14 protein-coding genes are annotated in these 13,453 nt (G+C 38.3%); 3 read left to right on the forward strand and 11 right to left on the reverse strand.

The annotated features are described in order from the left end of the window. Nucleotides 1-76 precede the first annotated feature (76 nt). From AC2S94_RS04245 to AC2S94_RS04295, 11 genes are all read right to left on the reverse strand, one after another. Complete coding sequence (locus AC2S94_RS04245; protein ID WP_484630268.1) at nucleotides 77-367, reverse strand: hypothetical protein; 291 nt, start codon at nucleotides 365-367, stop codon at nucleotides 77-79. A 76-nt stretch (nucleotides 368-443) separates the two neighbouring features. Further along, nucleotides 444-1,190 carry a tetratricopeptide repeat protein gene (locus tag AC2S94_RS04250; RefSeq protein ID WP_484630269.1) on the reverse strand — a complete coding sequence of 249 codons (747 nt, stop codon included), beginning with the start codon at nucleotides 1,188-1,190 and terminating at the stop codon, nucleotides 444-446. Nucleotide 1,191: 1 nt separating this feature from the next. After that, nucleotides 1,192-2,949 (reverse strand): BatD family protein, encoded by a 1,758-nt coding sequence (locus AC2S94_RS04255; RefSeq protein ID WP_484630270.1) that lies wholly within the window; start codon nucleotides 2,947-2,949, stop codon nucleotides 1,192-1,194. Nucleotides 2,950-2,999: 50 nt separating this feature from the next. Next, a complete protein-coding gene (locus AC2S94_RS04260; RefSeq protein ID WP_484630271.1) occupies nucleotides 3,000-3,899 on the reverse strand; it encodes a tetratricopeptide repeat protein in 900 nt (299 codons plus the stop codon). Continuing rightward, on the reverse strand, nucleotides 3,859-4,923 hold the full coding sequence (locus AC2S94_RS04265; RefSeq protein WP_484630272.1) for a vWA domain-containing protein: 1,065 nt from the start codon (nucleotides 4,921-4,923) through the stop codon (nucleotides 3,859-3,861). Before AC2S94_RS04265 ends, AC2S94_RS04260 begins: the two co-directional genes overlap by 41 nt. Next, nucleotides 4,924-5,931 (reverse strand): vWA domain-containing protein, encoded by a 1,008-nt coding sequence (locus AC2S94_RS04270; protein WP_484630273.1) that lies wholly within the window; start codon nucleotides 5,929-5,931, stop codon nucleotides 4,924-4,926. After that, nucleotides 5,931-6,548 carry a hypothetical protein gene (locus AC2S94_RS04275; protein ID WP_484630274.1) on the reverse strand — a complete coding sequence of 206 codons (618 nt, stop codon included), beginning with the start codon at nucleotides 6,546-6,548 and terminating at the stop codon, nucleotides 5,931-5,933. The genes AC2S94_RS04270 and AC2S94_RS04275 overlap by 1 nt, the downstream gene beginning before the upstream one ends. Before the next feature lie 8 nt (nucleotides 6,549-6,556). Beyond that, nucleotides 6,557-7,579 (reverse strand): BatD family protein, encoded by a 1,023-nt coding sequence (locus AC2S94_RS04280; protein ID WP_484630275.1) that lies wholly within the window; start codon nucleotides 7,577-7,579, stop codon nucleotides 6,557-6,559. Between the two features lie 6 nt (nucleotides 7,580-7,585). After that, nucleotides 7,586-8,452 carry a DUF58 domain-containing protein gene (locus AC2S94_RS04285; protein ID WP_484630276.1) on the reverse strand — a complete coding sequence of 289 codons (867 nt, stop codon included), beginning with the start codon at nucleotides 8,450-8,452 and terminating at the stop codon, nucleotides 7,586-7,588. Nucleotides 8,453-8,526: 74 nt separating this feature from the next. Further along, on the reverse strand, nucleotides 8,527-9,531 hold the full coding sequence (locus tag AC2S94_RS04290; RefSeq protein WP_484630277.1) for an AAA family ATPase: 1,005 nt from the start codon (nucleotides 9,529-9,531) through the stop codon (nucleotides 8,527-8,529). 150 nt (nucleotides 9,532-9,681) lie between these two features. Next, a complete protein-coding gene (locus tag AC2S94_RS04295) occupies nucleotides 9,682-10,524 on the reverse strand; it encodes a DUF4382 domain-containing protein (protein WP_484630278.1) in 843 nt (280 codons plus the stop codon). 163 nt (nucleotides 10,525-10,687) lie between these two features. Here AC2S94_RS04295 and AC2S94_RS04300 point away from each other — a divergent pair, with 163 nt between their 5' ends. Genes AC2S94_RS04300 through AC2S94_RS04310 form a run of 3 tightly spaced genes read left to right on the forward strand, consistent with a single transcriptional unit; the run spans nucleotide 10,688 to nucleotide 13,316 of the window. Then, on the forward strand, nucleotides 10,688-11,440 hold the full coding sequence (locus AC2S94_RS04300; protein WP_484630279.1) for an SDR family NAD(P)-dependent oxidoreductase: 753 nt from the start codon (nucleotides 10,688-10,690) through the stop codon (nucleotides 11,438-11,440). A gap of 9 nt (nucleotides 11,441-11,449) precedes the next feature. Further along, nucleotides 11,450-12,586, forward strand: a complete 1,137-nt coding sequence (locus AC2S94_RS04305) for a DUF5929 domain-containing protein (RefSeq protein ID WP_484630280.1) — start codon at nucleotides 11,450-11,452, stop codon at nucleotides 12,584-12,586. Nucleotide 12,587: 1 nt separating this feature from the next. Further along, complete coding sequence (locus AC2S94_RS04310; protein WP_484630281.1) at nucleotides 12,588-13,316, forward strand: metallophosphoesterase family protein; 729 nt, start codon at nucleotides 12,588-12,590, stop codon at nucleotides 13,314-13,316. Nucleotides 13,317-13,453 lie beyond the last annotated feature (137 nt).

Genomic DNA, 13,453 nt, shown 5'->3' on the forward strand with positions numbered 1-13,453 from the left:
TTATAAATAATTATTCAGAAACCTGTTATAAGTTACTGTAATCGCCCTGAACTAAGCTATTCTCGGATGAAATAAATTATGCAGATTTGGGAGGCGGAGAAGAGATGGAAAGAAATACTTTATAGCCATTCTCTTTGTAATAATGACCATCAACCTTTCTTATCTGAAGAAAGTGAATGCTTTCATAATTTGAAACCACTTCTTCAATAGTGTATTCTAAACTTATCTGATTTTTGGAAGAACTTTCTTCTTCATTTACATTATAGGCAATGGAAATATCCACGTTTCTATCTATTAGCGCAATTGCTGTTGGCGCAAAAAGAAAGGTGATGAATATAAAACCAAGTATGTAAGCGAATGTCTTCACGATATCAAAAGTAACAGAAATTTGTTAAACAATTAATGTTTATGATACCGATAAGTTAAATCAAAATCAAATATTCTTACAACTTTTTAATTTCCGAAGAATTTATCCAACCCTGGGCGCCGTTAGAAAGCTCAATTCTTGACCATTCCTGATAGTCTTCCAGAACCTTCGCTTTTGTACCCTCATGTAGTTCAAAGCTCGGCTCTGCCCTGAGCGTTGGCTCGTCACGAACTTCTATCTCATCTCCAAATATGATCGCATATTGGTTATCCTGAATGAATGATTGCTGCTGAAATGCAAATATTATCGAAACGATACAGAGAATCAATGCAAGGGAAGCTCCTGCAAAGAATAATCTTTTATTTAAAGATTTGTAAGAAAAATGGTATAATAAAAACATGAACACAAAAACAACAGAGAAAATAATTGCAATGATCGCCCACGTATTATAAGAGAATGCGGATATTATATCGTTGAACCAAACCGAAAATCCCGTTTCCTGAATTTCTTCAATATCATCGATGGCCATATTCCTGGCGAATTCAATATTATTCTTTATATCAGCGTCTGCGGGATCTAATTGCAAAGCTTTTTCATAATAATAGATGCTTGGAGCGACATGATTCATTTTATAATGCGCATTCCCCAAATTGAAGTAGACCTCGGCTGAAGTTTCACCGTTTTCCAGGATCTTCTCATACTTTGAAATGGCCGTTTCGTAATCACCACTTTGGTAGGCCGAATTTGCTTCATCAAAAATATCCTGATTCTGAGAAAATCCGGCAATACTTATAAGAACGAATAATAATAACAACTTTTTCATCTTAGATCTGTTTATCAAGAGTTGAAATTACACTTACAGCTTTATCATAATCCTGCTGCATCGCATCTGAAGAAGCAGGAGTATACCTGGCAAATTCGCAACTTTCTAATAAGCCTATAAATTCTGAATTCGTTTGAGCATCCACATCTTTTTCATCCAGTAATCCGGCAATTCTTTCTTTACTCATTTCACCAGTTTGAATACCTAGTTTCGCCTTCAGATAGTTATGCATGGATCTTTCGAGCGCCAAATAGAATTCCTTCTGATCACCAAGATTCTTCTTTGCTTCAGATAAATATTTCCTGGCAAGCTTATCAGCTCTTCTAATCCTATTCCCTCTAACATCATTCGCCCTACGCTCACGCTTTTTTCCGAAGAGTATGAATAATGGGATCGCCACCAATGGTAACACCAAAGCGCTCCAGAAAGCCGCTGAACCAAGAAAGCTTTCACTCTCCACAGGTTCCAGGCTGGTATTTAACTTTATGAACCTGAATTGACTGCCGTCTATGGCTACCGTTCTTTTATTGACTCCAGACATCCCTGAAGGCTCATTTCCGGCAAGCGGACCTTTCTCCACATTAATGTAAAGCTCTTCTGAAGTCTGAGTTTTGTAAGTCTCCGAAGTAGGATCAAAATAAGAAAAAGAAAGCGGCGGAATTGGATATTTTCCCTGTCGCGTAGGAACCACGGTGTAGGTTTCTGATATACTTCCCTGCATCCCGCTTAGATTCGTATTAACATTTTCCCGGCGTTCTGGATCATACATTTCCAAGGAAGAAGGCGCGGTTAATTCAGGCAGATCAAAAAGTTTTAAATTTCCATTTCCTCGAACCTCGACTTTTGCCTGCAGACTTTCACCCGCATTTAACGCATCTTTACTGGTTGTCACGTTGAAATCAAATTTACCAACGGCACCGGTGAAATTAGCCGGTTTTCCTGCTGGTAATTCTTTAACCCTGATTTTCTTATTATCAGCAGCAACAGTTTTATTTACGGTTTTATAAATTCTGCTGCCAAAAATGTCTCTTCTTTCGCTTGGTACATCCACAGCAATGGAAAGTGTAAGCGGTTCAATATTTAATTCACCAGTTTTCTGAGGATATAAAATGGTTTTTCTAAGAACGACATATCTATATGGTTCTCCTCGATATTCACCGTTCTCAACGCGTAACTGCTGAATATCTATACTCTGACTCCAAAAATCATTGTATTTAGGACTGTCAAGCTCCCTCCAATTACTAACGCTTACCCTTGGACTCACGTAAAGTTTATAAACCACGGTGATCGCTTCATTGAGATAGGGACTACCTTTGGACACTTCAGCAACCAGGTGCAGGTTATCTTCTGCGATCATTTCTGAATTATCCCCATCTGTAGGTTTATCTACTGCAGAAGTGATCTGAACGCTGATCGGTGAAGTTTTGTAGGTCTTATCATCGATCACAATCTCTGCCTGACCTATGCCAAGTTTTCCTGTTTTCTTAGGCTGAAGGTAAAAGCTATAAGTTTTGGAATAAGCCATTTTCCCATTAAGGATGCTGGTGCTAATTTTTTGATTGGGACCACCAACAACGGTGAAACCATCAAATGAAGGTGGTTTGAAGTTATCACCATCTTCATTCATCTCGAAATCTACTCTTAACCGTTCATTAATTCCCAGCTTTTCCCTGCTCACTTTCGCTTCAAATCTTACCTGGGCTTGAATTAGCCATGAAGCAAACAATAAAAAACTTAAAATTAAATACTTCACTTTCATCTTTTGTCCTCCTATAGAATCACTTTTTTGTCGGATAAACTTCTAAAAAGTTACCAGTCTTTTTCAGATTTTACTTTTACACCTTTAGCTTTTTCAGCGTTTATTTTATCCTGAACCTTTTTTTCTTCGTTGTTCATCGCATCCAGCAAATTCTTTATTTGCTGTGGAGATAACTGTCCCTGAGTTGGTTTTGGCTGCTGCTGCTTTTCTTTGTCGCCTTTGCCCTCATCTTTCTTTTCCTCATCACCCTTATCCTTTTGCTGATCTTCGTTTTGGTCTCCTTCTTTCTTATCTTTTTCGTTCTCTCCTTCATCCTGTGGCTTCTGATCTTCTTTTTGATCTTCACCTCCTTCTCCATCTTTCTGATCTTTATTCTGCTGATCCTTATTCTGATCTTCGTTCTCTTTATCTTCCTTGTTTTGATCCTGATTTTGATCCTGGTTCTGCTTCTGTTGTTCCAGTTTCTGTTTTGCTAAAGCCAGGTTATATCTAGTCTCATCATCTGATGGATCTTTACGTAAGGCTTCTTTAAAAGCATTTACGGCTTCCTGATAATTCTTTTGTTGCATAAAAGAATTACCAAGGTTATGATAAATACGATGTTTTTCTTCTCTTGTTGCATCGATTTCCGCAGCTTCCTTCAAGCGCTGCTCCGCATTCAGCGATTTCTCTTTGGTATAATAGAGGTTACCCATATTATACCTGGCATTTAAATTTGAAGGATCTTTTGAAATTGCCTTTCGGTAAGAGGCTTCAGCCGCTGCAAAATTATTTTCATAAAGTGCTTCCTGTGCCTCCGCGATATATTTATCGGATTCTTTCTTAATTTTTTCAGGATCTTTTTCCTGGGAAAAACCGGAAGTAATTCCGAAAAGGATCATTAATCCTAGAAAATATCTGTTTAGTAAACTATTTTTCATCTCCTGTCGCTCCTTTATTCTTTCTCTCATTGAAAAGGTTAAGTCTTTTTAACCAGGCGGTACTGCGCTCAAGTACAAAGATATCAAGAAATAATAATGCCAAACCTATCCCCAGAAACCATTGAAAATGAGATTTATAATCAGCGAATTGTTTTGCTTCAAATTCAGTCTTTTCAATATTCTGTAATTCTTCATTAACGCGGTCTACCACCTTACTGGTTATATTACCTTCAATATAATTTCCGTTGGTAGAATTCGCTATTTCTTTAAGAGTCGTTGGATTGAGTTTTGTAATTACAGTTTCTCCCTGCCTGTCTTTCTTATAATTCTGAATAACTCCATTCCGCCTTATTGGAATAGGACCTCCCTTTTCTGTTCCCACTCCAATCGTGAATATTCGAATTCCTTTTTCTGCAGCCTGTTCCGCGATATCTTCCACATTACCTTCGTGATCTTCACCGTCACTGATAATGAATAGAACCCTGTTGGTTTGCTTGTCATCATCGTAATAGGTGGTCGCTAATTCTATGGCTTCACTAATGGCAGTTCCCTGCGAGGAGATCATATCTGTATTTAAAGCCTGCAGAAACATTTTGGCAGCTGAAAAATCTGTAGTAATAGGTAACTGCGGATAAGCACCACCGGCGTAGGCAATGATACCAACCCTGTCACTACCCAGCGAACCAAGAATCTGACTCACCAACTGTTTTGATTTTTCCAGCCTGTTGGGTGCAATATCTTCAGCATCCATACTTTTGGAAACATCTATTGCGAAAACAATATCTACGCCTTCACGTTTTACTGTCTCCATTTTTGTTCCCATTTTTGGATTCACCAGGGCAATCACCAGACAGGCGATTCCCAATATTACAAGTAGTAGTTTTATTATAGGTTTTGAACGGGATCTATTAGGCGCCAAGGATTTGAAAAGCTCAGAATCTGCGAACTTTCTCCTGGTTTTTTTCTGCCAGAATATGAAAATAAGGAATAACAGTACGATTACTGGAATTACCAGTAATAACCAAAACCATATTTTTTCTTCCAGTACGAACATCTATATAAATCCTCTAAATATTGTAAGTCTCAGAAAAATTTCGAAAAGTAGTAAACCGCCGGCTAACAGAATCAATGGCCTGTACTTTTCATCGTAATTATAATATCTGAATTCCTCTATTTCAGTTTTTTCCAGGGAATCGATCTCATCATAGATCTCTTCCAGCTTTTCGTTATTGGTCGCGCGAAAATATCTTCCTCCAGTATTTGCAGCGATCTCTTTTAGCAGATCCTCATCGATATCTACCTGAACCCTTCCAAACTGCAATCTTCCTGTTGAAGGAGAAACCCCTATAGGCGACAATGCCATTCCATTACTACCAACTCCAATTGTATACACTTTGATCCCAAATTCAACGGCCAGTTCACTGGCAGTATTAGGATCTATGAATCCGGCGTTATTAACCCCATCAGTTAATAAAATGATCACTTTACTTTCGGCTTCGCTGTCTTTAATTCTGTTAACCGCAGTCGCTAAACCAGAACCTATAGCGGTTCCGTTTTCAAGCACATTATTATATTCAATATCTTCCAGCGCTTCCAGAACGATAGCTTTATCACTGGTAATTGGTGTCTTCGTAAAACTTTCACCGGCATATACCACCAGGCCAATCCTGTCCCCGGGACGATCTTTAATAAATTCTTCAGCCACATTTTTTGTTGCATCCAGCCTGTTTGGCTGAAGATCTCTTGCCAGCATACTCGCCGAAACATCTATGGCCATAACAATATCAATACCCTGAGTACTGCTACTTTGCGTAGAAACATCTACAGTTCTTGGTCTTGCCATCGCCGTAATTATCAAAGCGAGGCATAGCAACCGTAGCACAAATAATACGGGGCGAAGTTTCGGTAGAATTCCAGATTTCATTTTGAAACCTTTGGTGCTGGATATTTTCAATTCCGGCGTTTGCCTATTTCGCTTCCAGACATACCAACCTATAGCTAGCGGAAGTAGCAAGAATAACCAGAAAAATTCTGGGTTCTCGAATGTGAAATTTGCAAACATTATTCGTTCAGATTATTTATTTCCACCGAGTTGATGATCCTTTCAGATATCTCCTTGGCGTACTGATCATTTTCATTAAAGATCACCATGATCTGCTCAAAACCTCCCTTTTCAGCAAAATTCAGGATGACATATTCATTTGGAATAGATTCTCCCGTTACTGGATTTTCGGCATCAAGGCTTCCAAAAACCTTCATTCCTTTAGCTCCATTTAGGGTAGTGAAATCTTCCTGTTTCATTACAATATTTCGTGCTCCCTGACCTTCAAGGTTGGTATAAATTCCTTCAACGGCCTTTTGCAGGTCAAATTTCACTTCTCCTTTGAACTTGATGGTACTCACCATCGTATAATAATTACTCAGTAAGCTACCGTAGATAAAAGTTTCAGAACCAACCATCATTCGCTGAACTTCAGGCGGCATTTCCAGTTCGGTACGTACTAGAACTTTAGGGGTTGTAACGGCAACTGTAGGGTTTCCGTATTCACTTCTAATCCATTCGCCCTCCAGCAATTCCTTAGTGGGATGGCCCAGATAAGTGTCTTTCACATAGGTATATCCCTTAGTTGCTACAAGTGCCGTAATTCCAAAAATGATGATCACTACTCCAGCAACCACCCCAATAATTATTCGGCGTTTTTTTTCTTTCGGGCCTGCTCCTTAATAAATGCTTCATCCTGCATTAATTCTTCTTGGGTTGGTTCAGGAACCGAGGCTCGAAGGTCATCAATAATCACCTTGGTTTTAGATCTGTCTTCTTTGGCAGTGATCACATCTGGTTTAGATCTGGCAAATTTCGCAAGGTCGGCTCTTCGAAGGATCTTCTCAAAATCTGTAATCGTACCATCGGTTAACTTTAGTTTTCCTTCAGCCTTTTGTGCTCTTAAATAATCTATAAGCTCATTCGTAGTTCTTTCCAAACCATGGTCATAGATCTTTCTATCCAGATATTTTCTTATCGCAAAACTCAACTGAGAATAATATTCCTTGATTTCCCTGTTTTCAAGCAAGTGAGAATTATCTAGTTTCTGAAGTTCTGCCATTGCTTCCTCATAGGGTGGAAGTTCATTTTCTTCGGCATCTTTTTTCTTTTTCCTAATAATCAAAAAGACGACAATCCCGGCGATTAAAAATATAGCAAGTAACCACCACAACCAATCTGGAACACTGAATCCAGGATCTACCTCAACCGATGGTTTGATTGGATATAATTTTTGCTTGGTGGTATCCACAATAACATCATTGACCTCAACAGCAAAAGAATCTGTTTTGAAAGAATTATTGCGGATCAAAATCTCCTGACTCGGGATCACATATTTTCCTGAATCAAACTGGGTTAGGAAATATTCTTTTAACAGCTTATAATTTCCATTTTTTCTTATAGTATCAGGATCTAGCGATTCTACCATTTCCATAGGTGAAAAAGACTCGCCTTCCGGAAAAACCACTAGATCTTCCGCACTGGTTTCCACTTCGATCTGGTATTTAATCTGTTCACCAATTTTTATCGAAGTTGAATCTATAGATGCTGAAACCTTTGATTGCGCATTGGTTTCAGAAAAAGAAAAAAGAATGCATATTAAAAACAGAAATCCCATCTTTCCTGAGATACTGATTTTTGAATATGTAATAGTATTATTCTTCAACATTTCCTTTTACGTCCTTCTTTTAAAATACCCTAGTAATTTCTTTACATAGCTTTCGTCTGTGCGATTGTTGATCACTCCAGCCCCACTTGACGAAAAACTTTGATGAAAGTAATTTACCCGGTCATTGTAATATTTGGAATATGACTTTCTCACACTTTTTGAACCTGTATTAACAGTCATATATTCGCCAGATTCCTCATCCCTCATTTGCACCAGCCCTAGATTTGGAATGGTCTCTTCCATTTTATCAAAAACCCTAATCCCTGTAACATCGTGTCTGCCTGCAGCAATCTTCAATGTATGCTGATAATCATCATCCATAAAGTCTGAAAGAATGAAAACAATTGCCTTTTTCTTCATCACATTGGAGAGATACTTCAACGCAGCCTGAATATCGGTTTTCCGGTTCACCGGTTGGAATTCTAATAATTCCCGGATAATTCTGAGAACATGAGATCTTCCTTTTTTCGGCGGAATATAAAGTTCGATCTGGTCTGTAAAAAGCATCAGCCCGATCTTATCATTATTATTGGTTGCTGAAAAAGCCAAAGTCGCGGCGATTTCAGTAATTACATCTTTCTTAAATTGTTGCTGGGTCCCAAACATTTCTGAACCGGAAACATCCACCATTAACATCATGGTAAGTTCTCTTTCCTCTTCAAAGACCTTTACAAAGGGTTCATTATACCTTGCGGTCACGTTCCAGTCTATACTTCTTACATCATCTCCAAACTGGTAGGCTCGCACTTCGCTAAATGTCATTCCGCGTCCCTTAAAAGTAGAATGATATTCCCCGCCAAAAACATGATCGCTCAATCTTCGGGTTTTAATTTCAATCTTTCTAACTTTCTTTAGGAGCTCTTTTGTATCCATTTCTTCAATAAACAATTTTCATTGGTCAGGAATTTTTTATTCAGACCTGTTTGTGTAGTGATAATTGTTAATTGCTACGGAACTTCAATCTCGTTGACGATCTTATTGATAAGATCTTCTGAAGTTATATTTTCTGCCTCTGCTTCGTAGGTAATTCCTATTCTATGTCTTAATACATCATGCACCACGGCACGGACATCTTCAGGAACCACGTATCCGCGGCGCTTAATAAATGCATAACATTTTGAAGCGATGGCCAGGTTAATACTACCCCTTGGTGAAGCACCAAAATTTATCAATGGTTTAATATCTTCAAGATTGTATTTTTCAGGAGTACGGGTAGCGAAGATGATATCCAGAATGTATTTCTCGATCTTTTCATCCATATAGACATCCCTTACCGCACTTTGTGCTCTCAGAATCTGCTCGAGATCAACCACAGGATTCACTTTTTCAAATCCTCCTTTTAGATTGGCCCTGATAATCAGCTGTTCTTCGGCCATCTGCGGATATTTGATCACAGTCTTCAGCATAAAACGGTCTACCTGAGCTTCCGGTAAAGGATAAGTTCCTTCCTGCTCTACCGGGTTTTGGGTCGCCATGACCAAAAATGGCTTATCTAATTTGAAAGTCTCATCTCCAATAGTTACCTGCTTTTCCTGCATAGCTTCCAGTAAAGCCGACTGTACCTTGGCTGGAGCACGGTTTATCTCATCTGCAAGTACAAAATTGGCGAAGATCGGTCCCTTCTTGATACTGAAATCATTGACCTTCATATTGTAAATAAGAGTACCCACAACATCTGCAGGCAAAAGATCTGGAGTAAACTGGATCCTGCTAAAACTACCGTGAACGGCCTGGGAAAGTGTATTAATGGCCAGGGTTTTTGCAAGTCCCGGAACACCTTCAAGCAGAATATGACCTTGCCCAAGCAATCCAATAAGCAACCGCTCTACCATATGCTTCTGGCCTACGATCACTTTATTCATTTCCCTGGTTAGCAGGTCTACAAAAGCACTTTCTCTTTCAATTTTTTCGTTAATACTGGCGATATCAACAGATGAATCGTTTTCCATCATGATTTTCAGATTTTGATGTCGTGAATATACGTACTTGTTGTAAGCGTCGCAAATTGGAAATTTATTGGATTTAGGGTTGTTAAACTTAGGTTAAAATAAAAAGGCAGTGCTTTAAAACACTGCCTTTTGAAAAAATTTTTCGGTTGCTAATTACAGCTCGATTTCACCAACATCGGTTGTTTCATTCGGCTTCACTTCAACATCTGACACTGCGAAAACAGTAAGTCCGGAAGAAGCTTCAGGAATTACCTCAAGGTCGTATGTACCAGCTGGCACTCCATTAAGTGCGAAATTACCACTTCCATCTGTATAAGCTGAAATGGTAATATTACCATTTGTAATTTTTACAAGACTCTGAACATTACTTTCAATACTAGCAGGTATAATAACAGTACCAACTACCATTCCGGCATCAGCTTCAGCACTCAATCTAATTACCGGTTTAAGATTATAACCTCCGTTACCAGTTGTTACAATTGACTCTTCAACATCAAAATCAAGAAGAAAAGCATAGTTTTCACCTTCTTCAAGTTCCTGATTCAATTGTAATTTTAATCCTGATTGTTGTGCACTTGGAGTATTAAGAGGTTTCGATTCACCGTTAACCACCACGGTATTATTTGAACCTAAAACAAGTCTAATCTGACTTGCGTAACCAGCAGGCACTTCAGAATCAGCAAGAATTTGAGAGATTCCTCCAGTTAATTCTAAAAGATCGTAAACTCCGGTCTGAACGTTATCAAGACTTACCCAACCTTCGCTATCCATCTCTCCTTCGGCTTCGGCATCAGCTTCTACCATAACCTGTACATCCTGTACATCAATATTTACTTCATCATAATCTCCGGGAGCATCGGTTAATCTTACAGTCATGTTAGCGGTTCCACCATTTGCAGGATTACTGGAATCGTCATCACTACAACTTGTTAGTCCCAACGCAATTACCGTTGCAACCATTAAACTCTTTAAAGTTCCATTTTTCAAATATCTCATAAGTAGATTTTTTTAGTTCTGTAGGGCTAACGGCAACCTTTGTGCAAGATTTCATTTGAACCGATGGATTTAACTTTTTTTAACGGAACTTAACCTTGCTTTAATAGACTTATAGTGATTGCTAAGTAATACTTTCTTACATTAGAAACTAAAATAAAATTTTATGAAAACAGCCCTGATAACAGGCGCCACGAGCGGAATTGGTAAATCAACAGCTATACGGTTTGCCCTGGAAGGATTTAAATTAATTTTATGCGGAAGACGCACCGAGCGCCTAGAGCAGTTAAGGCAAGAACTATCTGTGGAAACTTCGGTACACATCCTCAGTTTTGATGTGCGGAATCGAGACGAAGTTCTGGAGAAAATTGCTTCTATACCCGAAGAATTCAGAGACATTGATGTTTTAGTTAACAATGCCGGAAATGCCCACGGGCTGGATCCTATTCAGAGTGGAAGTATGGATGACTGGGATGCCATGCTGGATATTAACGTAAAAGGATTATTATATGTAAGTAAGGCGATCATTCCAGGAATGATGGAAAGACAAACCGGTCATATTATAAATATCGGTTCTACCGCAGGTAAAGAAGTGTATCCAAACGGAAATGTTTATTGCGCCAGCAAACATGCTGTGGACGCGATAAATCAGGGAATGAGAATTGACCTGAATGGTAACGGAATTAGAGTAGGCGCAGTGAATCCCGGACTCACTCAAACTGAATTCAGTGATGTAAGATTCAAAGGAGATTCAGATAAGGCCGATAAAGTTTACCAGGGTTTTAAAGCTTTACAACCCGAAGATATCGCCGATATTATTCATTTTGTGGTTACCAGACCGTATCATGTGAATATTGCCGATCTTACGGTAATGCCAACAGCTCAGGCTACAAGCACCATTCTGGATAAAAAAGCATAAAATGAGGAAATGATCAACAAACGACTTCTTATTAAAAACCTGTTGGCTCATAATGATGAGAACAGTTTTTATGATAAAAAGAGACAGTTGAACATTGGTGAAAAGGAAGGCAAGGCAAAATTTTTAAAACATATTTGCGCTCTTTCAAATTCAAATCCTGAAAATAATTCATACATCGTGATTGGTGTGGAAGATGAGGATAATGAGATTGTAGGAATAGATTTTTTTGATGACAGTAAAATTCAAAACCTCGTAAATGCATACCTGAGCAATCCGCCTATCATTTCTTATGAAAATATTCCCTTTCCACATTTGCCAGATCACCTCGTCGTTGGATTGGTGAGCATCAGGCCTAATCATGGAAAGATCTGTTCCTTCCGGAAGAATATCTGGAAATATTATGGAGGTTCAGTTTTTCTTCGAGATGGAAGTATTAGCATGCCTAAGGTTTTTGATATCGAAATTAAGGATGGTAACTCTTCCATAGTAGCGTCCATCGAAAACCATTCTCACAACAACCTGGAATATACGCTGGATGGTGTTTTTGATTTTATGAAAAAGCGACGGGATTACAACCCTACTTATAAAGTTTTTAAAGAATATTTTGTGGTTTGTTGGGCTGGAAAGGAAAAACGGATCAAAGACGAGAGTTACTTTTCCAGGGTGGATATAGAACTCATCAACGAGCAGGTAAAACTTTTTTATTCAGATCTGGATGAAGTGAGCATCATTCAGAATAACGATGCCTTTAAAATTATTGAATATGTTCATCTTGGTCTGCACGATCAGTTTAAATACTATCCTCTTGAAGAAGTTACAATTAGTTTCCGGGATAATGGCAATTATGATATAGACAGTCAGTTGTTATTTGAACCGCCGAGATTTGATAAAAAGACACTTTATCATATTTACAATAGCAATCAGGCCGTGATCAAAAAACTGAAAAAAGGTTATGGGTTAAATGCCAGCGACAAAAGAGATTTGAAAAACCTGCCTTCGACCTATTTATTATGTTATTTAAATAATTTTACCGAAGCTTTAACCAAGCTTGAGGAGGCTAAGCCTTATCTTAAAAACTATAGTGAGGAAGTATATAATTCTTATAAGGAGAGTATGCGAATTTTAAGAAAGGTGAAATACAATTAGAATGTCAAGAAAGTTAGTATTTGGAGATTTGCATGGCGGTCTCAAGGCACTTGTGCAACTATTGGAAAGAATAGATCTCTCTCCAGAAGATCAACTTATCTTTTTGGGTGATTACGTAGATGGCTGGAGTGATTCCGCAAATACGGTTACTTATTTGATTGAACTGGCCAAGCAGAATTCCTGCATTTTTATTAGGGGGAATCATGATGATCTTGCGCATAAATGGCTGGAAAGTGGTGAAATGAATCAGAAGTGGCTCGAACATGGAGGACAGTCCAGTATCGATGCTTATCGCACTTTTACCGAAGAACAGAAACTGGAACATATAAATTTTTTCCGCGAAATGTTCAATTTTTATAAGGATGATGAAGACAGATTATTTGTGCACGCGGGTTTTACTAACCTTCATGGGCCAGATTTTGAATACCATGATACAGGATTTTATTGGGACAGAACTTTATGGGAAATGGCACTGTCTATGAAAGAAAATCTTACGCCTGGCGATCAATTCTATCCTAAAAGACTGCAACATTTTAAAGAAATTTACATAGGCCATACTCCGGTAACCCGCATAGGAGAAAGCTTTCCGGTTAATAAAGCCAATATATGGAATGTTGATACGGGAGCTGCTTTTAAAGGTTCAATTTCAGCATTAGATATTGATTCCAAGGAAGTTTATCAAAGTGATCCTGTACATACGCTCTACCCTGATGAACAGGGGAGAAATTAGGTTATTTTTATTACAGCATCTAACTGCATATTCATATATTTGACGTTCAATCTTTTCCATTTTTAAAAATCATGGGATTTTTTGGAATTTTGAAAAACTGCATGCTTATTGCAGTAGATATTGAATAATAGGTTTTA

The sequence above is a fragment of the Christiangramia pacifica genome (assembly GCF_057221535.1).